Raw genomic sequence first — 25,659 nt, forward strand, 5'->3', positions numbered from 1 at the left:
ACTACTCCTATATGACTGATGAAAGTATCTCTTGATATATGTAATAGATTAGATGTTTAGATAATCTTTGAAAACTAAGCTATCTAATTTACATAAACTGATTTATAGGTTCAGTTCCTTAACGTATAAACTTAGTTGGTTAATCTATTATTTTAGGGACGATCGCTGAAAATACAATCGGCACGTAAGATAATGTTCGCATACGGAGATGTTTCACCAGTTCTAATAATGCATTTGCATTGTTTCGTGGCTTCTTTGAAAGCATCGTGGCTCGTTTCAATCCATTCGTATTGATCAGATGGGAAGGTAGACTCTAAGAAGGCGTAAGCCTTAGGATTATTTTCTTTAATTTCTGTTGCCACATGAATCGCTTCGGATTTCATATGTTTAGCGATGATGGATACTACTTGCTCAAAGCTAGGTACACCAAAATCCAAGGCTAAGTCGATTTTTTGAACCCCTTCAGGTACCGGTAAGCCACAATCAGAGATACAAATTGTATCTGTGTGACCAAGATCTGCCAAAACCTTAGCAATATGGCTATTTAAAATACCGTGTCGTTGCATAAATAACTCCTTATCTATTCCGATGACTAAGGCTTTAATACCTTAGTCATTAACTCCCTTTGTTATATAGAGGACAGTTGCATTCATTGCTTGAAGAACGTATAGTTTGGATTGAATAGGCCTTTCAAAGCGACTTTGGCCCTGCGAAGGCAGACCCGGTCAGTGGAGCTTTGAAAGACCGGTTCAATCTATACGTGTTCTGCTAAGAATGCAGCGACCTCGTCTTTTGTTGGCATGCCACCTTGAGCCCCCAAGCGTTGGATGGAGAGGGCCGCTGCTGCATTGCCGTAGTGTAGAGCGTCGGCTAAGCTTTTACCATTAACGATAGCCGTTGCAAAGGCACCGTTAAATGTATCGCCAGCACCTGTTGTATCTACGGGCTCAACCTTGAAGCCAGGTACAATGTGAATTTCACCGTTATCGGCATATCCTACACCCTTGCTACCAAGGGTAACGATGATTTTGTTTTCGTTAGCTAGTAAAATCTCCTCTGTAGATTGATTAGGGTAGAGCGCAGATAACTCGTGTTCGTTTGGCGTAATATAGGTTGCTAATTCTAACCATTCCGAATCGAGGTCGGCTGCTGGAGCAGGATTTAAGAGGACTTTCACATTAGCCTCGTGACAACGACGAACGATGTATTCAATAGTTGGAATAGGAATCTCGTTTTGAACCATTACAAGATCGGCTTGCTCGATAGCAGACCAAGCGTTATCTACTACGGACTGGTCTACCTTAGCATTAGCGCCTGCAATCACGATGATGCTATTATCGCCTTCAGCTAATGTAATGTGTGCTGTACCGGTTGTAGTATTCGGTACCGTAACGATGTAATCTGTATTGATGAAATTTTCTTTTAAATTATCTATAATCATATGGCCGTATGCATCTTCACCGATACAGCCGACCATAGTGACCTCTGCACCTAGATGAGCCGCAGCCACCGCTTGGTTTGCTCCCTTGCCACCGTGAGCGATGTGCAATTCGTTGCCCATGATTGTTTCGCCTGCAGTAGGGCGTTTGTTCGCGAGGACTACAATATCCATGTTGCAACTGCCAATAACAACAATGCGATTCATAATAACTCCTTAATAAGCCTCTGCCCTAACTGGGACTAAAAATGACTATTATTTATTTTTATACATAGAATCTTGTGTATTTTATACAACGAGCTGTATATATAAATATAATTGATAATCTAAGAGGCATTTGCTTTCACATACCTATAAGTGTATATTAATCATTTATTAGTATAGCGTAAATACGTGAGTTTATCTATATAAATATCTATAAAATGTAGGAATAAAAAAGGTATACCCAAAATCTATGTTACATGAGTAAAAATGTACCGATTAGATTTAGGATATACCACTTTGAAGGGTATTTAATTTTTAAAGAAGCACTGGTTTAGTTCAAATGTTATAATCCGTTTAGTATATTTACATAATCCTGTCGTTGATCAAGTATAGAGATTAAATAAATAGTTCTAGCTTCCTCTACAACTGTGTAGAAAATAATAAGCTTTTCTAAAATCAACATTCGAAAGTCACTGTCATTAAGTGCTCTAATTTTAGGTGTAGTCCCCATATATGGATGGTTCATAAGATTTGAAATTGAATTTTGAATATTTTCTTTTACTTGTATAGCTGTTTCTTTTGAAAACTGCATAGCTATATAAAGTATTTGTTGATGTAGCTCTTTATTGAACTTTTCAGTAGGAATGATTGTGTAGGGTTGGGATTTCATAGAGTTACCCCATTTGATCTAGCATTTTATCGATACTGTTGAAAGCTTCATCAAGTGTAGTGGTGCGACCTTGAATGATATCGTTTTGTCCTTCTACAAGAGAGGATAATAATTCTATTTTTGACTTTAACATATTATATGTATTATAGCCGAGACTTACAGTATCTCCACGACCATTTACAGTAATAATGGCAGCCTCATCTTTAAGTTGTAAGGTTTTAGAAATTTCAGGATACTTATTTCGTAAATCAGAGGATGGACGAATTGTTTCGCGTAATATTCCCATAGTTATCTCCTTATAGTTTTAAAAGTATTTGTTCATCATTCTTATACTGTAATTATATCATTTAAACGATATAATTGCAGTATACAAATATATATATGAGATATTTAATTCAAATGAGGTTAACTAGATACTTTAATCATAAAATGATATATAAAAAGACTATCTTCAAGCGTATTGAAGATAGTCTTGTATTGGTATATAGTATTTTCTCTTTTTTACAAAATATTTATTTATATATTAGTGAAAGCTTGGTTTGTCATAGTGTGTACCTGGTTCACCTACGCCGATGCTTGTGCGATGGAAAGGCGTTTCATCCGCAGCATGTAAGATATCAAAAATGGCTTTTACCACAGCTTCGCGTGAAACTTGGGCATCGTTGAATTGAGCCCCTTCAGGGATGAGTTCGTAATCGGTTTTCTCTGGATCATTGTAAAGCCATGTGAGGCGCAAGATGGTGTAATTTAAGTTGGATTCGCGTAATACATTGCGTGCTTGGCGCTCACCTTGAACATAGCTAATCGGTAAGTTGTCGAAGGTCCATTTTTCAAGTGCTACAGGGAATTCACCAGAAAGTCCAGCCATGGACACACCGATAACACGGCGTATATTTTTGCGGCTCAATGCTTTCACGATGGAAGCCATATCACTGCCAGACTCCATAGCACCTACAAATACAACCTCCGCATTTGTTACAGCTTGTTCTAATTTACCAGGATTTTGGAACGAACCTTCAATCACTGTAACACGTTCATGGTCGATAATCTCTGGAGGTATACGTGTTTTCAACTGACGACCATATAATGTAATGTGCATATCTGTATATGTTAATAGTGTAGCAGTCAACTTTTGAGCTATTTGGCCCGCAGCTCCTAAAATCGTAATATACTTATACATAAAAAAGACCTCCTATGTTCGGGCATAAATATTTAATGGAATTTTAACATACATATATGACAAATACGTGAGAAAAAATTATAAAAATCTTTGTATTATTTTCGTAATTTAATTGATGCTTAACATTTCATTTGTTGTTTTTAGCTGTGCAAATCGATTCCGCCAAATCTTTTCTTTGTAAAAGGATAGGATTGTACCGGCTGGTAGATACTCATTATCAAAGGTTGAGATAGCATCTTCGACGATGGTGATATTATAACCATACTCAAAGCCTACTTTCACAGATGTATCAATGCAAAATTCCACTTGCATTCCTACAAATGTTACATCGGTAATATTTTTTCGGTTTAAATATTCCTTTAATTCAGTATCCTTGAAGATGCTATTGTAATATTTATTGAAAATCTTTTCGTTTTCTTGCGGTTTTAATTCGTGATAGATTTGCCAATTATCACTGCCCGTTGCTAATAAGCCCTCATTTTCAGAATGTCTGATATAAATGACTTCTATATTTTGATCTCTAAAATGTTGAATGATTGCTTTTGTATTTGAGATAAAGTTTTTGGCATTGTAAGGGTTTTCCTTAACTAAGCCTTCTTGAATATCGATTACGATTAATGCTTGTGCCATGATATTTCCTTTTTTAATAAATTATTTGTTCTTAAGTGAGAACTATTAGATTTTATTATATCGGTTATAAAAAATGTCAATTTATTAGTAAATAAGTATCTATGCGCATTATATCATATGTATATAACAAGAAAAGGAAGATATAAGTATCATAGATGTTGATAGTAATTTTAAAGGGTGCTGTAAAATTTAGTGTTGAATTTACGCGATAATTTAACTACAATAGTAATAAGATATTAGAAAAATGAGTAGTATATCACTAAAGTACTCTGGAGGTGATAGTATGCCGAATATAAAACCTATTTCAGATTTACGAAACTATTCTGAAGTTTTACGTGATGTTACTATAGATAGTCCCGTATTCTTAACTAAAAATGGTAGAGGCCGATATGCAATTATGGATATTCAAGATTATGAACGTCTAATGGCTACGATAAAACTTATGGGCGCTTTAGAGACAGGTCGTAAATCTGGTGAAGAACAAGGCTGGATTTCATCAGAGCAACTAAAGAGTGAATTGGGGATTTAATTATGAATAATCAAATTAGCTATGCACCAAAAGCACGAGAAGATTTGCTAGAAATAAAATCTTTTATAGAAGAAGAAACCGGTGATATTGAGTTAGCTAAGAAAACCGTTTTGGATATAGTAACTGCGAATGATTCGTTGAGTATATTTCCAGAAATGGGGCAGCGATTATTGATTAATCTAGGAAGTAAAATTGAATACAGATATTTACTTTGTCATAATTATTTAAGTTTTTACCGTTATTTAGATCGGACTATCTATATTGATAGAATATTAAACAGTAGACGTAATTATCTTAGAATATTATTAGATGAAGTACATTAGTTCTTAAAAGCACTATCATTAATAGATGGTGCTTTTTTTTATGGGCTTTACTTGAAGTCCCTTGATAGCCTCTAGGCTTTCACAAATTCTCGAAGAATGATAAAATAAATCCATATATATTTTTATAGAAATGAGGCTATTATGGAACGGATTCAGGATCTTGTGTACACACATGTGCAGGGTGGCCAGTTTAGATGGGTCACTGTCAGCACATTGATGCTCGCATTGGGCACGATTTTGCATTTGGTGAGCCCTAGTGTGGCTGGGGTAACGCCGAACTGGACGATTGCTACGTACTGCGTAGCTATTTTATTGACTCGTCCTAGTTTGAGTCAAACCTTGGGGATTGGCCTCGTGGCGGCCCTCATCAATGTATTGACGTCTAAGTCAGCGTTCCCTTATGGCAACTTGTTGTCTGAGCCAGGCGGTGCTTTGACGGCGGCTCTCGTAACGCGCGCTATGTTGTCCATGAAGTTCCGTAAAATTGGTGGTTTTGATTTAACCCCTGTCGTGTCTGGCTTCTTAGCAACTGTTGTATCTGGTGGTATCTTTGTTACCATTTTGTGGCAAGTGCTTGGGTTGCCAAATAATGTGTACATGTACGGCATGTGGCCATTGGTACTTATCGTAGGGGCCTTGAATGGTGCTATTACACCAATCTTGTATATTCCGGCACAACGTTTATTCTCTAAACGTGGCATGCTACCAAATGCGGACCAATTGACATCTGATCATAGTCGCTTGACTATCTTGCCTGAGCGCCAAGCTAAAATATCCATTGAGCACGTAAATTACTATCATCCTAAGGCGACTACACCATCCCTTGAAAATATCAATCTCGATGTAAATGAAGGTGATTTTCTCGTTGTTACAGGCCCTGCCGGTTGTGGTAAAAGTACCCTTTGTATGGCGATGGTAGGGGCAGTGCCTAAATTCTATGGTGGACGCCTAGAAGGCATGGTCTTTGTAGATGGTCATGCGACTACGCAAATGGAAATTCCTGAACTAGCGAATCATATCGGTGTAGTTCTCGCCGATTACGATACACAGCTCGTAACGATGACGGTTCGTGAAGAAGTGGCCTTTGCTATGGAAAACCGTGGTTATGACCGTGAAACTATTAAAGCTCGTTCTGAAGAGGTGTTTAAGCAAGTTGGCCTCGTAGGCTTAGAAGATCGCAAGATTACAAGTTTATCTGGTGGTCAACGCCAACGTTTAGCTATCGCTTCCGTATTGGCTACGAATCCAACCGTACTTGTTCTTGATGAACCGACAAGCTCCCTCGATCCAGATGGGACCGCTGAATTATATCGCCTCGTAGGTGATTTGAACCAAAAACACGGCATTACCGTTGTTGTTATCGACCATGACTTGCATGCCGTATTGCCGTATGCAAACCGCATGGCCCTCATGGTAAATGGTTCTATTGCTTGTGACGATGATGTACCTACTACGCTTCGTTACATGTATGAACACAATATTCACGTTGATGCATTGCCATCCGTGTTTACAACCTATATGGAATTGGAACAAGCCGGCTTTCACAGTGATGAACCTTGGCTCAGCATCGACTCTGCTATCAAGGGCTTGCACCAAATTGAAATGGCTCATGCAATTCAGACCGAGGTGCATGGTAAAAGCAACTCTCTAGCTAATCAAAGAAATACAGTAGATAATCTTGCTGATCAATCTAATATAGTAGAAAATAGACAACCAGTTCAACGCGTTGATGATGTACCAGGAAAGGACGGTGGCGCTCATGCTTAAGGTTGAAAACATCCGTTTTGGCTATGTGCCAGCCGTAGATATTTTCCGAGACGTGACTTTCACCATCGAAGGAGGCGAATATATCGCTATCGGTGGCCGTAATGGTTGCGGCAAAACGACTATTACGCGTTTGCTCGTAGGCCTCGAAAAGGCTAGGGAAGGCCACATGTATTATAACGGCAGAGATATTACGTCCATGCCGCCGTCTAAACGGGGTCAATTTATCGGCTATGTATTCCAACAGCCAGATCGCCAAATGTTCAGACCTACCGTAGCCACAGAGGTTGCCTTTGGACCTGAGTCCTTGGGGCGCAGTAAAGCCGAAGTGAAGCGTATCGTTGATGAAGTATTGGAGCGCACAGGCATCGGCCATTTGCGTGAAGCTTATCCTCCAACATTGCGCCGCGGCGAAAAGCAACGCGTTGCCATTGCTTCTGCGTTGGCTATGCAGTCTAAAATCCTCATCCTTGACGAACCAACCAGTGGTCAAGACGGTAAGGAAACTAAAGAGCTATTAGCATTATTGCGTCAGCTTAATGCAGAAGGCATTACAATCCTTCTCATTACCCATGATATGGAAATTATGGCTAGCGAATGTAGCCGTGCTATCATCATGGGCAACCAAACCGTTGCCTTTGACGGCAGTCCAGAAGAATTATTCAAGAAATCTACGGATGAATTGCAGGATTTAGGCCTTACAAAACCGCCAAGTGTGGAACTTTCACTAGCGGTACCATCCTTAGGCTATTGCAAATCTATGGATGAATTGAAATCTAAGTTAGTGGCTCAGTTGAGCGGAAAATAGGAGGGACATATGGAACGTTTAGTACCGTTAACAAAAATCTTGATGACCCTCGCTGTATCCGTATGGGCCATTCTCTTGCGCGACTGGGCATCGCTATTGGCATTAGTCGTAGTAGAACTCGGTGTACTGTTTTTGGCAGGGTTGTTATTCAAACAACGCAAAGCCGTGTTGGCATTAACTAGTTTCGCTGTATTCCTTGGCCTCATCCAATTCCTTGGCAGCGGCGATGTAACCTCTGCCATCGTATCCGGCTTACGAATGTTGGCTATGACACTTGTTTTTATAGGCCTGTTGGCAACTACAAAATTGCAAGACCTTACGGCAGCGCTCGTAACACAATGCAAAATTCCTTACGAATATGCATTTATGTTCACTGCTGCACTGCGCTTCGTGCCTGACTTCATTGCTGAAAGCCATGCTGTACAAGAGGCGCAAGCTTGCCGCGGCTTATCTCTCGAAGGCAACTTCATTAAGCGTATCAAATCCTATGCATCTGTTATCCAACCATTGCTGCTAAAATCCTTGGGACGATCCGAAACAATGGCGTTGTCTTTGGAGTTACGTGGATTCGGTGGTCCCACACACAGCTTTGCTGCATCTGTAGGATTGAAAAGAATTGACTATACTGTTGTTAGTGCTTTAATTGTTATTACAATACTTTTATTTGTTATTGTGTAATTTTCTTATATATCAAGTAAGAGTATAACTTTGCTCCTATAGAAATGTATTAGCTTTAATAGTCATAATAAAGAATATGATAAAAGTATATAAGTAAAATAAGAGCTTTTTACTTATATATGCTTCAAAACGTATATGCTGAGTGGTAAAAAACGTTGTTTTTACCACTCAGTTTTGTTGTATTGGGGATATAGATGTAAAATATGTAATTCTTACCTCAAAAGATGGATAAAAGTGAAATGGTATGTTATACGAATAGTTCGTCCTTTTTCTTGCGTATGTGGGCTATTTTTATATATTATGTTAAATAGAAATAATATTTTTTAGGATACCTACAGTTTTGAGGAATACTTTATGAGTGAATTAGTAATACGACCAATTACAAAAGGTGATATAGCCCCTTGTTTAGATATTTATAACTATGAGGTTGTAAACGGCGTAGCCACGCTTGATCTTGAACCTCACACGTTGTCAGAGTGGCAGGAGTGGCATGAGTCTCATAGCGATGAGCACCATCCTATTGTGGTAGGTACCATTGATGGGATTGTAGCAGGCTATGCATCGCTTTCACCATATCGACCTAAAGAGGCCTACAAAAGTACCGTCGAATTATCTATCTATATCCATCAAGATTATCGTGGTAGGGGAATCGCTACACAGCTGATGGCTCATATTTTAGAAATAGCAAAAAATGATCCGTTATTGCACAATGTGGTATCCGTTATTACGGCTGGCAATGAAGGCAGCACCAAGTTACACGCGCGATTTGGCTTTACCTATTGTGGTTTAACGCCTCAAGTTGGATTCAAACATGGTAAATATCAGGATACCGAAACATACGCATTATTGGTATAATAATTAGTATAGTAAAAGATAAATATTAATACGTTATACTAATGATGTATAGATTATAGATAAGGATTCGCCAGGGGTTAGGGCGAATAGGGGTGATTGAATGAACATGAAAGATGAACGGCAGTTCGTTGGATATAGTAAATATCGTAGCCGTCTCGTGGACGGTCATGTGCATACGGAGTTGTGTCCACATGGTAGTGGGGACCGAACTGCGATGATGATTGAGAAGGCCATCGAGTTGCGTATCGAAAAGGTATGCCTTACAGAACATGCACCATTGCCAACAGCTTTTGCTGCAGAATATGGTGGTGATAAAAAGGCCTATGACACAGCGTCTTTGAAATTAAATGAAGTTGATACTTACTTAGAGTTGGGTCGTCAATTACAACGTGCCTATGGCACACATATCGATATTTCTCTCGGTTTTGAAGTCGATTATATTCCAGGCTTTGAATCAGACATTCAAGAGTTCTTGGATCGCTATGGTCCGTTGACGGATGATAATATTTTATCCGTTCACTTTATGGAAGGCGTTAATAATGCCTTTTACTGCTTAGACTACAGTGCTGAAGAATTTGAGAAAGGCTTTGGGCCGTGGATTGAAAAACAATATGAGTTATATTACAAGTATTATTCTACAGTGCGCCAAGCCGTGCGTGCTGACCTCGGTGAATATACGCCTAAACGGATAGGGCATTTTGATTTAATCAAGAAATACCAACATCACTTTGGCTTTGAACGTCATTTAGATCGTCGCAATGCGCAGGTGGTGAGCGATATTTTGCATATCATGCGCGTCCAAGGTCGCGAGTTAGACTACAACATGAGCGGCTTCTTCAAACCAGATTGTCGTGAAATGTACCCAAGCCGCTTCATTCAAGGCATGGCGGCTATCATCGGTGTGCCATTTGTATTGGGGTCTGATGCACATAGCGTGGCAGATATAGAAAACGTTTGGGGCTAGTATAAAATCATTATTATAGTAAATACATGAAATATTAACGGTTCTATTGACAATTCTATAGAACCGTTATATTATGATTTCATACTTTAATAAATTAAAGCGATAAAATAGAAAAGTATCGATATAGGTAAATTTTTTCTCATAGTGTATTGGATAGCCACATAATCCCAATGATAGTACAGAAATATGGCTTTCACAGGCGTGAGAAATAATATGAATCAATTGATAGAAAGGATGTTTACGATGGTACAGCAGCAATTACCTACTGGTTTCCGCGATGATATAGGGATCGTAGCAGAGCGCAAGGATGATGTGAGTCAATATGTACTCGGTCTTTGTCGAAATCGTCAATACACAAAGATCTCTACGCCTCTCGTAGAGTACAAAGATGTTTTCAATGGCTATGCAATGGGGCGCGGTCAACATATGTACGAATTCATGGATAGTTCTGAAGTGTCCGTCGTAATTCGTCCGGATTTGACCATGCCTATCGGTCGTTTCTTGGCGACTACAAATATTGAATTGCCTCGCACGTTCTACTACTTGGGCGATGTATTTATGAAAAATAAAAAGCATCGTGGCGATGTCAACCAAGTGACGCAAGGTGGCATCGAGATGGTAGGCTATGAAGGGCTTGAGGCTGAGCAAGAGTGCTTCAAGATTATTAAAGAGGTGAACGAAGCTCAGTTGGGTAATCATTTGTTGCTCGAAATTGGGGATGCTCGTTTTTCTCGTGCTATTACCGATGCTCTTGGACTCAGTGATGATGAAAAGGCAGAGCTCTTAGAGGCGTTATTCACTAAATACTTGCCACGATATAACGAGTTGATTTCTGACTTTAAAAATAGTGCGCTATATCCTTTCTTAACTGTATGGCCTCGCTTGTTTGGTACGGTTCAAGATATAAAGGATGAGCTTAATCAAATTATCTTGCCTGCAGCGGCGCAGCGCATTTTAGATAATCTCGTAGATATGGCAAATCAAGTGGAAGCAACGGGGCAACGGGTTCGCATTGATGTTTCTACGGAACCACTTCAATCCTATTACACAGGTCTTACTTTTAGAGGCTATGTGGACGGCGTGTCTCAATACATCGTCAGCGGCGGCCGTTATGATGGCTTGCTATCTAGCTTTGATGGTACGCCGATGCCGGCAGTAGGGATGGCTTTTAATATCGACGTCTTGACTGATGTTACCTTGCAGGGTGAAAGCAAAGCTCAAGATAACGATACATTGCGTATCGCTCTTACGAAGGGGCGCGTAGAAAAGGATTTTATTCCACTCCTAGAAGCATGTGGTGTTGATTGCGAGCCATTACATAATAAGGCGCGTAAGCTCATTATCTCTTTAGGCGATTCTATGGAGATCATCCTTGCAAAGGGGCCAGATGTAACGACGTATTTGAAAAATGGCGTGGTTGATCTTGGCATCGTCGGTAGCGATGTGCTCGATGAACAAGACGATACGAGCTATGAAATGCTAGATTTACAAACGGGTAAATGCCAATTCATCTTGGCGTCCTTAGCGGGCTATGATCCTAAAGAAGGTCGTCGTCAACGAATTGGTACGAAATATCCAACCATTACAAAACAGTACTTTGGAGCTCAAGATGTGGAAATCATCAAGATTGAAGGCTCTGTTGAGCTGGCCCCACTTGTAGGACTAGCAGATGCTATCGTAGATATTACGGAAACGGGTACCACTTTGCGTGAAAACAATCTAGAAATCTTCGATTGGCTACAGCCCATATCTACACGCTTAGTAGCAAATCCATTAGCATTAAAACAAAAGCGAAATACCATTTTTAAACTCATAGATCAGCTTTCAGAAGCAATTAATAAAAATTAATAAATAAGATGTAGAGTGAATCATATATTTAACTAGCAATATGGATAGCTCAAGTAGGAAGAAGGATGACAGATGAAAATATATAAGGAATCATTAGAGGCGATGCTTGCTATCGTACGGAATTACACACAGCAAACCACAGATATGGAGATTGAACGTCGGGTGTACGATATCATTGCTGATGTCCGCACTAACGGTGATGCAGCGCTCAAATCGTATTCTGAAAAATTTGACGGTGTTTCCATTGAAGATTTCAAGGTGCCTCAAGAGGAAATCGACGCAGCTTATGAGTCTTTATCTGATGATTTGAAAGCCGCATTATTAAAGGCAAAGGCGAATATTACAGAATTCCACAGCCGTGAAATCGAGCAGGGTTTTGTGGATATGGATACACCGGGTATCATCCGTGGTCAAAAGGTCATTCCTTTGGCTCGTGTTGGTCTTTACGTTCCTGGAGGTACAGCCGCGTATCCTTCGACCATTATCATGACTGCTTTGCCCGCAAAGATTGCAGGCGTAAAAGAAATCATCATGGTTACGCCGCCTCAAAAGGATGGCATTAATCCTGCCGTATTAGGTGCTGCAAAGCTTGCCGGCGTTGATGCGGTATATCAAGTGGGCGGTGCCCAAGGTGTGGCGGCCCTCGCTTATGGTACGGAAACGATTCCAAAGGTAGATAAAATTGTAGGTCCTGGCAATATTTACGTGGCTACGGCGAAACGTCAAGTATTTGGCCAAGTCGATATCGACATGATTGCGGGCCCAAGTGAAATCGGTGTTATCGCCGATGACAGCGCAAATCCAGTTCATTTGGCAGCAGACTTGTTATCTCAAGCAGAACATGATCCTCGTGCACGCGCTATTATGGTGACTACTAGTGAAAGTTTAGCAAATGCCGTATCTGATGAGGTGGAACGTCAACTTAAATTGTTACCTCGTGAAAGCATCGCTCGTCCAGCTATTGAAAACAACAGTTACATTGCTATTATGGACAGCATTGAAGACATGTTCACGGTGATGAACGAAGTGGCGCCAGAGCATTTGGAAATCCAATTGCCGGATCCAATGAACTATATGAGCCTCGTTCAAAATGCAGGCTCTGTATTCCTTGGCGCTTATGCGTCTGAGCCGTTGGGCGATTATGTAGGTGGTACAAACCACGTATTGCCTACTAGTGGTACGGCGCGATTCTCGTCTCCGTTAGGCGTATATGATTTCGTGAAACGTACATCTTTCACACAATTTACAAAAGAACGTTTAGAAGAAGTGGCAAAACACATTACTACATTGGCTCGTACGGAAGGTCTCGAAGCGCATGCTCGTGCCATCGAAGTACGATTTGAAAAATAGATTATAAAAAATATTAGAAAATAGATTTGGCATCTATATTTATATGTGTATTTAAAATATACAGTGAAAATATAGATTAGAAATATAGATTATAAAAATAGATTTGAAGTATAGAGGTCGTTATGATACGCACAGGCACGGTGCAACGCACCACTCAAGAAACAGATATTACAGTAGAAATTACCCTTGATGGGGCACAAACAAGCTCCATCTCGACCGGAATAGGCTTCTTTGACCACATGTTGACGCTATTGGCGAAGCACGGCCGTTTTAGCCTTGTGGTAGAGGCAAAGGGAGATACATATGTGGATGCTCATCATACAGTTGAGGACGTTGGACTTGCCTTAGGGCAGGCCTTGGTGAAAGCCCTTGGCGATAAGGCTGGTATCGAGCGCTATGGCGATGCTTGGGTCCCTATGGATGAAGCATTGACGCAAGTTGTCATCGATTTGAGTGGTCGCCCGTACCTCGTTTTCCAAGGGGAATGGAGTACGCCGGTTTTAGGTGGCAACTTTGAAACAGAGCTGGTGGAGGACTTCTTCCAAGCTCTTGCGATGAGCGCTGCTATGAACTTACATGTGCGCAATTTGTATGGTCGCAATACACATCACATTATTGAAAGTATGTTTAAGGCAACGGGTCGTGCATTGCGCAAAGCAGTTACTATCAATCCGGATATCCAAGGAGTTAACTCTACAAAGGGAGTTATTTAATAAAGGAGAATGTATGATTTTTCCAGCTATAGATTTACAAGAGGGGCGCAGTGTTCGCCTGTATAAAGGCGATTTCGCACAGGAAACGGTCATCAACCCTGATCCAGTAGACCAAGCGAAACAATATGAAGCAGCTAAGGTTGGAGCCTTGCACCTCGTTGATTTAGATGGTGCCAAGGCGGGCAAGCCTGTAAATGTAGACATTGTAAAAGCAGTGCGTGCAGCTTTCACAGGTATCCTTGAAATCGGAGGCGGCATCCGAGATAAAGAGGCTGTTGACCTCTATTTGAGTTTGGGCGTAGATCGGGTTATCTTAGGATCTGTAGCGCTTAAAAATCCGGAACTTACAAAGCAAGTTATCGCTGAATACGGTGCGGAGCGCATCGTTATCGGTGTAGATGGAAAAAATGGCAAGGTCGCCGCTGAAGGTTGGCTCGACCAATCCGACGTGCCGATGACCGATTTAATCGGTGCCATGGTTGAAGGTGGGGCAAAGTATTTCATCGTTACCGATGTAGACCGAGACGGTACAATGCAGGGCGCCAATGAAGAGTTACTTGGAAATTTGCAAAACGAATTTCCTACAGCTCGCATCGTTGCTTCTGGGGGTGTTCGTAATTTAGCAGATATTAAATCCCTAGAACAAAAAGGTGTTATGGATAGTATCGTTGGTAAGGCCTTGTACGAGGGCACTATTACGTTAGAGGAAATCGCCGAGTACAATCAGCAGAAATAATAGAAATGATTGTGATGTTCTCAAATTAATTATTGACCGTAACCAATGGAATATATTGATTGACACTCGATGGAAAGGAGCTTTATGTTAGCGAAACGGATTATTCCTTGCCTAGATGTAGATGATGGGCGCGTAAAAAAAGGGGTTAACTTTGTTAATCTCGTAGACGTAGGCAGTCCAGTAGACATTGCGGCCTCCTATGAGCAGCAACAAGCTGATGAGCTTGTATTTTTAGATATTACGGCTACCGTTGATGCGCGGACTACTATGCGCGATGTGGTACAAGAAATCTCCACACAAGTATTTATGCCACTCACCGTGGGTGGTGGTATCAAGAGCGTTGATGATATGACGGCTTTGTTGAAAGCTGGTGCGGACAAGATATCTTTGAACTCTGCGGCTCTCGCTAATCCTGAGCTCATCACAGAAGGGGCTCAAAAGTTTGGCAATCAATGCATGGTGGTAGCCATCGACGTGAAAACCGATGAAGAAACTGGTGAATGGTATGCTTACACTCATGGTGGTCGCAAGCGTACAGAGTGGAAAGCTCTCGACTGGGCTAAAGAGGCCGTAGATCGTGGAGCAGGAGAGTTGTTAGTGACAAGCATGGGTAAAGATGGTACAAAATCCGGCTTTGATATTGAATTATATAAGGCTCTAGAATCAGTCGTAAATGTACCTATCATTGCATCTGGAGGGGCAGGTAAGGTTGAGGATTTTGTAGATCTCTTTAAGCAAACTAGCGTTACCGGTGCACTGGCGGCATCTATATTCCACTTCGGAGAAGTTAAAATTCCTGAACTCAAACAAGAACTACGAGCTCACGGAATTACGGTACGCTAAAACAGATTAAAAAAAATTATTATCTCTCGCAAGTTCTTTACTAGTCTATATGTTCAGAGTTAGTTAAATAGCTTGTTTATAGATAAACAGAATAGAAATAGCAATAGATAGATAAACAGAAAATAGCAATAGCAATAGCAATAGAAAGAGATACAAGCTAATATAGGATAACAGATTGGTGATTACTTTTAATAAAGGATAGAATATGAAACCGGATTTTGAAAAAGGAAATGGCTTGTTGCCGACGGTTGTGCAGGATGCGGAGACTAAGGACGTCCTCATGGTGGCTTGGATGAACGAAGAAAGCTTTCACAAAACACTAGAAACAAGGGAAACGTGGTTTTGGTCTCGGTCTCGTGAAGAGTTATGGCATAAGGGTGGCACTAGCGGTAATGTGCAGCACGTGGTGAGCATGGCCCTAGATTGTGATGGCGATACTTTGCTCATTCAAGTTAAGCCTGAAGGTCCTGCCTGTCACACAGGGCGCACAAGCTGTTTCTTTAATGAAGTAGAACGGAGTTAAACATGGCACAGCAAACACTGAACGAATTATACGAAATTATTAAAAATCGCAAGGTACAGCCAAAGGAAGGTTCTTATACGAATTATTTATTCGACAAAGGGCTCGATAAAATCTTGAAAAAAGTTGGTGAAGAGGCTACAGAGGTAGTAATCGCCGCAAAAAATGAAGATCCACAGGAGCTGATTTACGAAACAGCAGACGTGTTATATCACTTGCTCGTGTTATTAGCGGAGAAAAATATCCCATACGAAGCCATTGAAGCTGAGCTAGCGAGCCGCGAAGGGGTTGTTAGCAAGACTACGGATCGCCCAGAAATTACAAACTTATAATGTATATCCTGTTATGAGCTCGGACATATGAGCTCTGGTGGAGTTCATATGTGTTATATGAGTTAAGGAATAGATAGAAAGGATAGCCTATGAAAGAGATAATTCGCACATTGAAACCTTATATACCTGAGGAGTCGGCTGAAGCGGTGAAAGAGCGCCTTGGTGTAGAGCGATTGGTGCGCTTGTCGGCGAATGAAAATCCATACGGCACATCGCCATTGGTACGGGAGGCTATCCTTAGCTATGTAACCCATAATGATGCCAACTACTATCCGGATGGCAACGCCACCGATTTGCGCATGAAATTAGCGAATTACTGGCAGGTACAACCTGAGCAACTGGTCATCGGCGTGGGTCTAGATGAGGTCATCGCCATGGTCAATAAAACATTGATTACCGCTGGTGACTCCATCGTAGTAAGCGTGCCAGCCTTCTCGGAATATGCCTTGAATGGCCTCGTGGAAGGTGCTGAGATCCGTGAGGTGCCAGCTGATTTTGAAACGGGACAGTATGATTTTTCTGCTCTTGTGAAAGCTGTAGATGAAACGACACGGGTCGTGTGGATTTGTAATCCTAATAATCCAACGGGTACCTATGAGTCTGTTGAAAATATCCGCAAATTTGTAGCAGCTATACCAAAGGAAACCTTGGTCATCATAGACGAGGCGTATATCGATTTTGTCACTTCCGTAGCAGTTCCTACGGCACGTGCGCTCTTGGATGAATTCCCTAATGTGGCTATCATGCGTACCTTCTCGAAAGCCTATGGCCTTGCCAATTACCGTGTAGGTTACATGATGACACCTATAGAGTTGGCAAATTATATGCAAACCATTCGCTTGCCGTACAATTTGAATACCTTATCTCAAGTGGCTGCAGAAGCCGCTTTCGGTGATCAAGAATTCGTGGCGAGAACGGTCTCTCAAAATGCAGAGGAACGGTCAAAATGGGAAATCCTTTTTGACGAGCTAGGTATTCACTACTATAAGAGTGAGGCTAATTTTATTTTCTTTGCAGCGCCTGATGCGGAGGGTCTTGCAGATGCTTGGCTTAAATCAGGTTACCAAGTGCGCCGAGGTCAACGAGAAGGATGGTTACGTCTTACGATTCCCATGCCTCAAGATGGGGATGTTATGCGTAAGATATTAAGAGACTTCATGAATTGATTTGTATAGAATAACATACAATTCGTAATACGTTTTGTTTAATCTTATCGTGTTTTACCCTATAGAATGGAGTTTATTATGATTGCCATTATAGATTATGATGCAGGGAATACCTTCAATGTCCAGAAAGCCTTAGCTTACATTGGCATTGATGCAGTGCTAACGGCAGATTCGGCGACTATATTAAATGCTGATAGTGTTCTCTTGCCAGGTGTAGGCGCATATGCACCGGCGATGGCAGTTCTAAAAGAACGTGGTTTAGTCGATGTCATCTATGAAGTAGTAAAACGTGAAATACCTTTATTAGGTATTTGTTTAGGGATGCAACTTTTATTTGAAGAATCTGAAGAATACGGCCCAACGCCCGGTTTAGGCCTTATTCCCGGTAAGGTAAAAGAAATTCCTCGCAACCTTGGCCTTAGCGTGCCTCATATGGGTTGGAATAAAAATGTAGTACACCAGCCTCATAGTGCTTTTAGCAATGTAGATGATCAATATACATATTTCGTTCATTCCTATTATGTGGATACAGATCCTGAATATATCATATCTACTGCAAATTATGGTATCGATGTACCTGGCATTGTAGAACGAGGTAGAGTATATGGAATGCAATTCCACCCTGAAAAAAGCGGTGTCGTAGGTCTAAATTTGTTGCGTACATTTGGGACTATTACAAAAACTTATAGGAAAGCAGGAGAATAGGGATATAGCTATCTTTTATTACAGATAAGAATGAGTCATTCAGTAACCAATATATCTAGGATAATAACGGCATCTCATAGGTAGAGAATGCCGTTATTATGCTTTATAGTTATACTTAACTTTCAAAATGAGAAATTAATAATTGACACCTTGTTGATTAGTTATACAATAATGTTGTAAGTACTAACATTTTAGGAAGCCATTGTGGCATGGATACGATACATAAGTTTTATCAGTAATATTCATATACTCCATGTCACGTGATTATTGGAGGTGTTTATATGGTTATGAATGGTATTTACTTAGTTATTGCCTCCGCGTGTATTCTAATTTTAGCGTACCGCTTTTATGGGGCTTTTATAGCGGCTAAGGTACTGACATTGGATCAATATCGTCCAACGCCAGCTATGGTTCACAATGATGGTCACGATTACGTGCCAACCAACAAATGGGTAACCTTTGGTCATCACTTTGCAGCAATTGCTGGTGCAGGGCCACTTGTAGGTCCTGTTATCGCAGCACAGTTTGGATATTTGCCTGGGGCATTATGGATCCTAATTGGTTCCGTATTAGCCGGTGCTGTACATGATATGGTTATCTTGTTTGCTTCCGTTCGTTACGATGGTAAATCGATTGCGGATATTGCTCGTGAAGAAATCAGTAAACTTGCTGGTTTTGGTGCTATGCTCGCTACCTTATTCCTATTGATCATTACCCTTGCTGGTATGGCCGTAGTAGTAGCTAACGCATTGCATAACTCTCCTTGGGGATTCTTCTCCGTATTTGCTACCATTCCAATCGCTATTTTTATTGGTATTTATTTGAAATGGTTGCGTCCTGGTAAAATCCAAGAGGCGACTATTATTGGGGTAGCCTTAATCTTCGCAGCCATCATCTACGGTCCAAATGTAGCGGCTAGCGAATATGCATCTTGGTTCACATACGACTTGCAAACCATTGAAATTATGCTTGCTGTGTATGGTTTCTTTGCGGCTGCATTGCCAGTATGGTTGTTACTTGCTCCTCGTGACTATTTGTCCACATACCTTAAAATCGGTACAATCGGTGCATTGGCTCTTGGTATTATCATTGTAATGCCTGAAATTCAAATGCCAGCTGTAACTCCTTACATCTGGGGCGGCGGTCCTGTATTGAAAGGTTCCGTATTCCCTTACATCTTCATTACTATCGCATGTGGTGCGTTATCTGGCTTCCATACTGTTATTGCTACAGGTACAACACCTAAAATGCTTACTAATGAAAAAGAAATTTTACCTATCGGTTATGGCGCGATGTTAACAGAAGGCTTCATCGCTATGATGGCCTTGATTGCTGCCACTGCATTGCATCCAGATGATTACTTTGCGATTAACTCCACAGTTGAGTCTTTCAAAGCTTTAGGCCTTCAAGTCCATGAATTGCCAGCATTGTCTGCAATGGTTGGTGAAGACTTGATGCACCGTCCTGGTGGCGCCGTATCCCTTGCAGTAGGTATGGCTCATATCTTCTCCAGATTGCCTAACATGGCTCACTTGATGGGTTACTGGTATCACTTCTGTATCATGTTTGAAGCATTGTTCATCATGACATTAATCGATGCTGGTACTCGTGTAGGTCGTTACTTACTTCAAGAATTATTAGGTCATTTCCATCCTAAATTCAACGACCAACACTGGGCTCCTGGTGTGTATGGTTGTGCCGCTTTAATTTGTATCTTGTGGGGCTACCTAGTTCTACAAGGTAATATCGGTATTATCTGGCCTCTATTCGGCGTATCTAACCAATTATTAGGTACCATGACATTGGCCGTAGGTACTACAGTTATTATGAGACTTGGCCGCAAACGCTATGCTTGGGTAACAGGTATTCCTTGTATCTTAATGGCTATCGTGGCTATCGCTGCAGACTATGAAAATGTATTCTACAGCTATATTCCTGCTGGTAAATGGATTTTAGTAGCATTTAGTGCTGCTATGTTCTTCATGATCCTTATCGTATTGGTAGAAGCCGTACGTAGTTGGATTCGCTTGTCTAGCATTCCTCAAGACTATCGGACTCAAGCTGAAATCGAAGCTGAAAGCCTTGTAAAATACGGTAAAGAAGTAAAAGCATAAGATTGATTATTGCAATATATAAAGTGCACTCACATTTGTGGGTGCACTTTTAATCTATAAATTTGCTGTCTTTTTTATAAAATAGTTAGGTAATGGCGCCTTGCATGCAGAGTTTTCTGTGAGCAAGGCGCTTTTTGTATGGAAAAGAGTTTCTTATGGTCAATATGATTGATACAGGCAACACCACATGGATATTGTGATTTGAACATGTTATAATAGGGCTATGAAACATTATATACGTTCTTATTGGACAAAATATAAACAATTGTATAAGAAAGGCCTAAAAGGCATTGCTGCCTTTCTTGCCATTGGAGCGATTATAGTCTTTGTACTAGCAACCATTGCTAGTCGTGGAATGGGCGTTATTTTTAATGAGGTTATGGCTCGACAAACTATGATGCGCGGTACGGTTACTGTTGAAAGTTTATCTGCTACACCGTGGGGAACTTTGACTTTTACAGGCCTTGTTTGGAAGGACCCAGAAGGGCATGAGTTGCTCAATGCACCAAGTGGGAAAGTCCGCGTCAATATGTGGGATGTGGTGACACGTAATTTTAAGTCCTCCGCTATCAAGGGCATTGAATTAGATGATGCGGTTATAGTTATTGATTTAGACGATAATAATCGGTTGGATTTCGCGCCCATATCTCCAGATGTAAATAAACCAATTAATGAGGTAGAGCCTCGTCCGAAAGCACCTAAAAAGACCACACAAGAACGGCAAGAGGAACTAGGTAAGAAAGTACGTAACTTTAATTGGCAAGGTCAACATTTAGATCTTAAGATTACACTTAGAAATAGTCAGTTAGAGGTCTTTAATAGAAATCGCCATTATGTGATAAAGAATGTAAACTCAAAAATTGATCTTGATAGTAAGAGGGCCATTCGTATCGATATGGAGACGGGCAAATTTGGTGGTACCGCCATAGGGGATGGTCTTGTATTAAAAGGTCGTGTAGATTTAAAGGATGTTTTAAAGCATCGCATGCCTCAACTGGATCTACAATTTGATGTGAAAGGGGTGGATCCATCATCACTAGGCTTTGGTGAGAATATTCATGATGCCATGACCTTGCTTACAAAGGTAACAGGTGATTTTAACCGTCCTTTTGCTAAAGGTCGTGTGACGATGCCTATTTTACGCATCCCCGCACTTACCTTTGAGAATGTAGTAGGAGATGTGACGTACCAAGATGGTATTTTGAATTTTGAAAACGTTAGTGCCAATGTATACAGCGGTAAATTGGAGGCTAAGGGTGTATATAATTTGGACACTCGAGCCTATACGATTACAGGCGTAGCAAAGGATTTAGACAGTAGTGTAGCCCTCAAGGCTCCTGAGTTCCTCGTGCCTGTATCGGCAAATTTGAACTTTAAAAGTGAAGGCCAACCTCGAGACATGGAGGTATGGGGGAACTTCTGGTCTGGTGAAGGGCACTATATGCTGATTCCAATTCAAAGTATTACGGGAAACTTTCACAATAAAGGGCGACATTTATCCTTTAGCGATGTGAAAGTAAATACGAAAATCACCACTATCACTACGGATGCTCTGCGTATCGATGATGGACAGCTCACGATGGGGCCCCTTAATATTACTTCTCACGGAGGCAGTAATTTTATTCTGTATGATGAGTCATTTGATGAAATTGATGAAAATATGACTCGCATTAAAGACGATATGAAACAAGCTAGGGAAAATAGTAGGCGTGCTTCTGACTCTGCAAAAGGCATCGACAAATCTGGGCTTACAGCGCCGGACATAAAAGAATCCATGAAGGATCTGAAACGGAGTATGGATACGGCAAAAGATAGTTTAGATAATCTGTCAAAAAACAGTAAGCAATAAACTGTATTGAGCCGTAAAGGGTGAGAAGAAACAATAAAGTAATAATATAAAGTAACGGAAATAATAAACTAGCAGAAATCAAAAAAGAAGGCAATTCATCATGGTGATGAGTTGCCTTCTTTTAGTTATAAGGTGCTAAATTATATGTAGCTATACGAAAGATTTTATTATCTGTTTAATCCGTTAGAGCGTACGTATTCAGTATTTTCTGTGTCTTTAGTATCTGTTTTGGTATTAGTTCGTTTTACCGTAATAAGAGGTTTCTTTTCTTTGGCTTCCGCTTCTTCGTATGGAATTACTTTATCCCCTTGATCCGGTAAAAATGTTTCGATACCATTTCGTTTGCCTTTTTGCGTGTTTGAATCAGTGGCCAATTGACTTTGTTGTGGAACGATATATATTTCGTCTTTATTAATGGTTACATCATTTAACAAGAGTTTGAATGCGTTCGGACTTACATATAGAATTCCGTCTACCATACGTGCTGCAGGCAGTAAAGATTCGGATGTATCAAGGTTGATGATTTGCAATTTACCCTTGCGCACGACTTGTTTAGAGTCTGGTTGTACCGCTAAGGTAGCAATGTTCATATCGATTAATGCCGTTTTTGTAGGGGCATCCCAAGATACTTTATAACCTAATGCTTCTGATACTTGACGTAACGCTACGAGTGGTTGTCCGTCCACATAGATAACATTTGGTTTATTATCTATGGGCTCTAATAATATGCCATCTACATTGATATAATGCTGTGTCGTTACTGATGCAGGTCTTTTTAAACTCTGTGTCGTTGTAGCTGTCTCCGCTCCGACTGCTGCCTGGGCAGGTTGCACCATTCCACTTGTGAAAGCTAGCGCTCCAACGGCTATACCGGACAAAATCAGTTGTTTTAATTTCATGGTAACCTCCATTGTGTATAAAACGTCACGATAAATCATAATGGGTACTATAACATGGATATATGAATATTATATTATAAATTTTAATTTTATAAAACTAATAAAGAAGAAGGAATGAATTTATCGATTTTATACTTAGGCTTGATTTTAAAATATATTGCGACAAATAAAAAGACTTATATTAGAGATCTCGTGTAAAATGTAAATAACCACAAATACATGACACGGAGGTCTCTAATATGGTTGGTGGTTCTAGCTTAGAAGGATTTACGGTATCTAGTGCTAACGAAGTTATGGTACGGAGACATATCTTGTTAGGCGTGCGAATGCATGGGAAAGGAGTGGTCCTAATGTTGGTGGGCCTTCTGGAGTTGCTACATGGAGACTGGGGAAGATACAAGTATCTCTTGAGGCAGAAGGTTACGCAGGAGCTTTGGGCGGTCATTTAGAAACTTACGGAGATAGAAAAAAACGTAAACTAAAATTCAAAGTTGGTCTAGCAAAGGTTGTAGGTGATTCTATAGGAATAAATGTTGAAGAAAATGAAGATAGAAAAAAAGAACGAGAAGCGCTTGATAAGCGTTAGCATATTGTTGAGGTGAAAATGTTTTTAAAAATATTTAATTTAATCTTTTGGGTTGGAATGATTTTTTTCCTAGGAGGCATTACATTTATGTTTGTTATGGATCCTGAGGTTACTAGTGACGAGTTTTGGATATACTTTTATGGTAGTGCTTATATTATTAGTGGAGTATTTATGTTGGGATGGTATTTTATATATAAACTTTTAAAAAAATGATTATATTTGAATTAATTTTAAGGTTATGATTATTTAAATCTGATAGGACGTTATAGTCTAATATTCAGTAGCTTTAATTACTGAATGATTTAAGACTATAGCGTCCTTTTTTTATTTAGTCATTTGCAGTATAAACGAATGTTGTAGTTATGTTAGTTGCAACTTTCTATTTAATCCTATTTTACATCAAGACTTTTTTAGCACTACGTATGATATAATTTATTTATATTGAATGATTTCGCAGAATTTATATTTTATAGAAAGAGGTTCTTTATGGCATCCGGCAGATCTGAAAAAGAGTTACAAGGGGTAACGATGTTAGGTCACAAGACCGATTATCCTACTGATTATGCACCACAGGTGTTAGAGGCGTTTGATAACAAGCACCCAGAGAATGATTACTTCGTTAAGTTTAATTGCCCTGAGTTTACTAGCTTGTGTCCTATGACAGGTCAACCAGACTTTGCCACAATCTATATTTCTTATGTTCCAGATAAGAAAATGGTAGAGTCCAAGTCTTTGAAGTTATATCTATTTAGTTTCCGCAATCACGGGGACTTTCACGAGGACTGCATCAACATCATCATGAAAGATCTCGTGAAGTTGATGGATCCTAAATATATCGAGGTGTGGGGCAAGTTTACGCCGCGCGGTGGTTTGTCCATCGATCCATACGCAAACTATGGCAAGCCTGGTACAGAGTGGGAAAAGACTGCAAAAGAGCGCCTTCATTTCCACGACATGCAGCCTGAGCGCGTAGCATACCGTTAATATGGCATACGAATATTTAACAATGGTCACATCCTTTATTACTTGTTTTATGATTGGTGTGACCTTGTCTTTACAACCTGCATCGATAATCGTAGGGACTCACACTCATTTAAGAGAACAAAGTAAATGGACTCGCTGGAACGGATATATCATTTTTGTGTTGCTCCTATTTGTGCTAGATATGCTTGTAACAAATGGTATATATATTGCGTTTCACGATGTGTATGGTAATCTCTTTAACATTGGTTATCTTGATTTCGATCTGATGGACATGTTCTTTAGTGAAAGCTTTCAAATAGGTGTTATTCTAGTCTTTTCGCTCATATTGTTTCAAGTATTAGGGCTCGTTGATTTAGCTCATGGAGAACGGGATTTATCCTTTTATTATGACCAGGTAGATGCGGGTAAACAGAAGTCATCTTGGATGGAGCAGTACATGTGGAGCCAAAGAGGATCTCTTGGAGCGAGCTTGGTGGGTTTGCTCTATATGCTGAAAATGACGATAAAAACAATGTGGCCTTATACCGTGTGCCTAGTGTGGTTTAAAATCCTAGCCATACTTGCAAATGCACTAGTATCACCAAGTATTAACCGAATTATGCATGTTAATAATGAAATGACTACCCTAATCATTTTCGACCCATACATTATCACCTATACAGTTGCTGGTTTCTTATGGGGTCATGTAGCGTTACATCATGATATAACTAAAGTATCGCACTTAGCTAGTAGCATGGCTATATCTCTTATCCCTCGTCTTACAGTCTTGGTAGGAGCAATTTTCTTTATTGGATTGGCCCTCATCATTATAATGGTACCCATCACATGGGATGGGGTACTTGACGCACTTACAAAAAAATAGATAAAGCTAGTTATTTCCTGTATTTTTAGGGTTTTAAAAGTCGTTCTCATTCTCTTGACAATGAAATGATTCAAATGTTAGAGTATGGTTGTATTAATTGGAATACATA

General features: G+C 40.2%; 28 protein-coding genes. 21 read left to right on the forward strand and 7 right to left on the reverse strand.

Annotated features, from left to right (window positions below):
* Window positions 1-152: 152 nt before the first annotated feature.
* The 6 genes from rbsD to E7B10_RS05945 form a co-directional block, all read right to left on the reverse strand.
* Window positions 153-566 carry a D-ribose pyranase gene (gene rbsD / locus E7B10_RS05920; RefSeq protein ID WP_004694238.1) on the reverse strand — a complete coding sequence of 138 codons (414 nt, stop codon included), beginning with the start codon at window positions 564-566 and terminating at the stop codon, window positions 153-155.
* A gap of 188 nt (window positions 567-754) precedes the next feature.
* On the reverse strand, window positions 755-1,645 hold the full coding sequence (gene rbsK / locus E7B10_RS05925; RefSeq protein WP_004694236.1) for a ribokinase: 891 nt from the start codon (window positions 1,643-1,645) through the stop codon (window positions 755-757).
* Between the two features lie 340 nt (window positions 1,646-1,985).
* On the reverse strand, window positions 1,986-2,312 hold the full coding sequence (locus E7B10_RS05930) for a type II toxin-antitoxin system RelE/ParE family toxin (RefSeq protein ID WP_004694233.1): 327 nt from the start codon (window positions 2,310-2,312) through the stop codon (window positions 1,986-1,988).
* A gap of 4 nt (window positions 2,313-2,316) precedes the next feature.
* Complete coding sequence (locus E7B10_RS05935) at window positions 2,317-2,598, reverse strand: type II toxin-antitoxin system Phd/YefM family antitoxin (RefSeq protein WP_004694230.1); 282 nt, start codon at window positions 2,596-2,598, stop codon at window positions 2,317-2,319.
* 237 nt (window positions 2,599-2,835) lie between these two features.
* Complete coding sequence (locus tag E7B10_RS05940) at window positions 2,836-3,492, reverse strand: NAD(P)H-binding protein (protein ID WP_004694229.1); 657 nt, start codon at window positions 3,490-3,492, stop codon at window positions 2,836-2,838.
* Window positions 3,493-3,600: 108 nt separating this feature from the next.
* Window positions 3,601-4,122 carry a cysteine hydrolase family protein gene (locus E7B10_RS05945; protein ID WP_008715162.1) on the reverse strand — a complete coding sequence of 174 codons (522 nt, stop codon included), beginning with the start codon at window positions 4,120-4,122 and terminating at the stop codon, window positions 3,601-3,603.
* Between the two features lie 283 nt (window positions 4,123-4,405).
* Between E7B10_RS05945 and E7B10_RS05950 the strand changes: the two genes are divergently transcribed.
* The 18 genes from E7B10_RS05950 to E7B10_RS06035 all read left to right on the forward strand — a co-directional run bounded on the left by E7B10_RS05950 (window position 4,406) and on the right by E7B10_RS06035 (window position 22,219).
* Window positions 4,406-4,651 (forward strand): type II toxin-antitoxin system prevent-host-death family antitoxin, encoded by a 246-nt coding sequence (locus E7B10_RS05950; protein WP_021147581.1) that lies wholly within the window; start codon window positions 4,406-4,408, stop codon window positions 4,649-4,651.
* A 2-nt stretch (window positions 4,652-4,653) separates the two neighbouring features.
* Window positions 4,654-4,974, forward strand: coding sequence for a type II toxin-antitoxin system RelE/ParE family toxin (locus E7B10_RS05955; RefSeq protein WP_008715166.1), 321 nt, complete (start codon window positions 4,654-4,656; stop codon window positions 4,972-4,974).
* Between the two features lie 141 nt (window positions 4,975-5,115).
* Entirely contained in the window at window positions 5,116-6,741 is a 1,626-nt protein-coding gene (locus E7B10_RS05960; protein WP_278467159.1) for a tryptophan transporter, read from the forward strand.
* Window positions 6,734-7,546, forward strand: a complete 813-nt coding sequence (locus E7B10_RS05965; protein WP_287507145.1) for an ABC transporter ATP-binding protein — start codon at window positions 6,734-6,736, stop codon at window positions 7,544-7,546. The genes E7B10_RS05960 and E7B10_RS05965 overlap by 8 nt, the downstream gene beginning before the upstream one ends.
* 9 nt (window positions 7,547-7,555) lie before the next feature.
* Window positions 7,556-8,224 (forward strand): energy-coupling factor transporter transmembrane protein EcfT, encoded by a 669-nt coding sequence (locus E7B10_RS05970; RefSeq protein WP_008603229.1) that lies wholly within the window; start codon window positions 7,556-7,558, stop codon window positions 8,222-8,224.
* A gap of 354 nt (window positions 8,225-8,578) precedes the next feature.
* Window positions 8,579-9,079, forward strand: a complete 501-nt coding sequence (locus E7B10_RS05975; protein ID WP_008603228.1) for a GNAT family N-acetyltransferase — start codon at window positions 8,579-8,581, stop codon at window positions 9,077-9,079.
* Between the two features lie 100 nt (window positions 9,080-9,179).
* Window positions 9,180-10,043 carry a histidinol-phosphatase HisJ gene (gene hisJ / locus E7B10_RS05980; RefSeq protein WP_038125744.1) on the forward strand — a complete coding sequence of 288 codons (864 nt, stop codon included), beginning with the start codon at window positions 9,180-9,182 and terminating at the stop codon, window positions 10,041-10,043.
* Window positions 10,044-10,286: 243 nt separating this feature from the next.
* Window positions 10,287-11,891 (forward strand): ATP phosphoribosyltransferase, encoded by a 1,605-nt coding sequence (gene hisG, locus E7B10_RS05985; protein ID WP_024062603.1) that lies wholly within the window; start codon window positions 10,287-10,289, stop codon window positions 11,889-11,891.
* Window positions 11,892-11,963: 72 nt separating this feature from the next.
* Complete coding sequence (gene hisD / locus E7B10_RS05990) at window positions 11,964-13,241, forward strand: histidinol dehydrogenase (protein WP_008603225.1); 1,278 nt, start codon at window positions 11,964-11,966, stop codon at window positions 13,239-13,241.
* A 122-nt stretch (window positions 13,242-13,363) separates the two neighbouring features.
* The gene (gene hisB / locus E7B10_RS05995) at window positions 13,364-13,954 is read left to right on the forward strand and encodes an imidazoleglycerol-phosphate dehydratase HisB (protein WP_008603224.1); all 591 of its coding nucleotides are present in this window, start codon (window positions 13,364-13,366) and stop codon (window positions 13,952-13,954) included.
* Between the two features lie 13 nt (window positions 13,955-13,967).
* Complete coding sequence (gene hisA / locus E7B10_RS06000) at window positions 13,968-14,690, forward strand: 1-(5-phosphoribosyl)-5-[(5-phosphoribosylamino)methylideneamino]imidazole-4-carboxamide isomerase (protein WP_008603223.1); 723 nt, start codon at window positions 13,968-13,970, stop codon at window positions 14,688-14,690.
* Between the two features lie 84 nt (window positions 14,691-14,774).
* A complete protein-coding gene (gene hisF / locus E7B10_RS06005; protein WP_038125746.1) occupies window positions 14,775-15,533 on the forward strand; it encodes an imidazole glycerol phosphate synthase subunit HisF in 759 nt (252 codons plus the stop codon).
* Between the two features lie 205 nt (window positions 15,534-15,738).
* A complete protein-coding gene (gene hisI, locus E7B10_RS06010; protein ID WP_004694201.1) occupies window positions 15,739-16,056 on the forward strand; it encodes a phosphoribosyl-AMP cyclohydrolase in 318 nt (105 codons plus the stop codon).
* Between the two features lie 2 nt (window positions 16,057-16,058).
* A complete protein-coding gene (gene hisE / locus E7B10_RS06015; RefSeq protein WP_004694199.1) occupies window positions 16,059-16,385 on the forward strand; it encodes a phosphoribosyl-ATP diphosphatase in 327 nt (108 codons plus the stop codon).
* A gap of 89 nt (window positions 16,386-16,474) precedes the next feature.
* Window positions 16,475-17,551: a histidinol-phosphate transaminase gene (gene hisC, locus E7B10_RS06020; protein WP_008603220.1), complete on the forward strand. Its 1,077-nt coding sequence runs from the start codon at window positions 16,475-16,477 to the stop codon at window positions 17,549-17,551.
* Between the two features lie 78 nt (window positions 17,552-17,629).
* Window positions 17,630-18,256, forward strand: coding sequence for an imidazole glycerol phosphate synthase subunit HisH (gene hisH, locus E7B10_RS06025; protein WP_008603219.1), 627 nt, complete (start codon window positions 17,630-17,632; stop codon window positions 18,254-18,256).
* 281 nt (window positions 18,257-18,537) lie between these two features.
* A complete protein-coding gene (locus E7B10_RS06030) occupies window positions 18,538-20,370 on the forward strand; it encodes a carbon starvation protein A (protein WP_004694192.1) in 1,833 nt (610 codons plus the stop codon).
* Between the two features lie 223 nt (window positions 20,371-20,593).
* Entirely contained in the window at window positions 20,594-22,219 is a 1,626-nt protein-coding gene (locus E7B10_RS06035; RefSeq protein ID WP_008603217.1) for a membrane biogenesis protein AsmA, read from the forward strand.
* Window positions 22,220-22,386: 167 nt separating this feature from the next.
* On the opposite strand, the gene E7B10_RS06040 is transcribed toward E7B10_RS06035, so the two are convergent.
* A complete protein-coding gene (locus E7B10_RS06040; protein WP_287507139.1) occupies window positions 22,387-23,118 on the reverse strand; it encodes a copper amine oxidase N-terminal domain-containing protein in 732 nt (243 codons plus the stop codon).
* A 433-nt stretch (window positions 23,119-23,551) separates the two neighbouring features.
* Between E7B10_RS06040 and E7B10_RS06045 the strand changes: the two genes are divergently transcribed.
* From E7B10_RS06045 to E7B10_RS06055, 3 genes are all read left to right on the forward strand, one after another.
* Window positions 23,552-23,704 carry a hypothetical protein gene (locus E7B10_RS06045; protein ID WP_155086465.1) on the forward strand — a complete coding sequence of 51 codons (153 nt, stop codon included), beginning with the start codon at window positions 23,552-23,554 and terminating at the stop codon, window positions 23,702-23,704.
* A 486-nt stretch (window positions 23,705-24,190) separates the two neighbouring features.
* Window positions 24,191-24,688, forward strand: a complete 498-nt coding sequence (gene queF, locus E7B10_RS06050; RefSeq protein ID WP_060919289.1) for a preQ(1) synthase — start codon at window positions 24,191-24,193, stop codon at window positions 24,686-24,688.
* Between the two features lies 1 nt (window position 24,689).
* Window positions 24,690-25,550: a hypothetical protein gene (locus E7B10_RS06055; protein ID WP_120055858.1), complete on the forward strand. Its 861-nt coding sequence runs from the start codon at window positions 24,690-24,692 to the stop codon at window positions 25,548-25,550.
* Window positions 25,551-25,659: the final 109 nt, after the last annotated feature.

It is taken from the genome of Veillonella sp. (genome assembly GCF_032470285.1).
Lineage (GTDB): Bacteria > Bacillota > Negativicutes > Veillonellales > Veillonellaceae > Veillonella.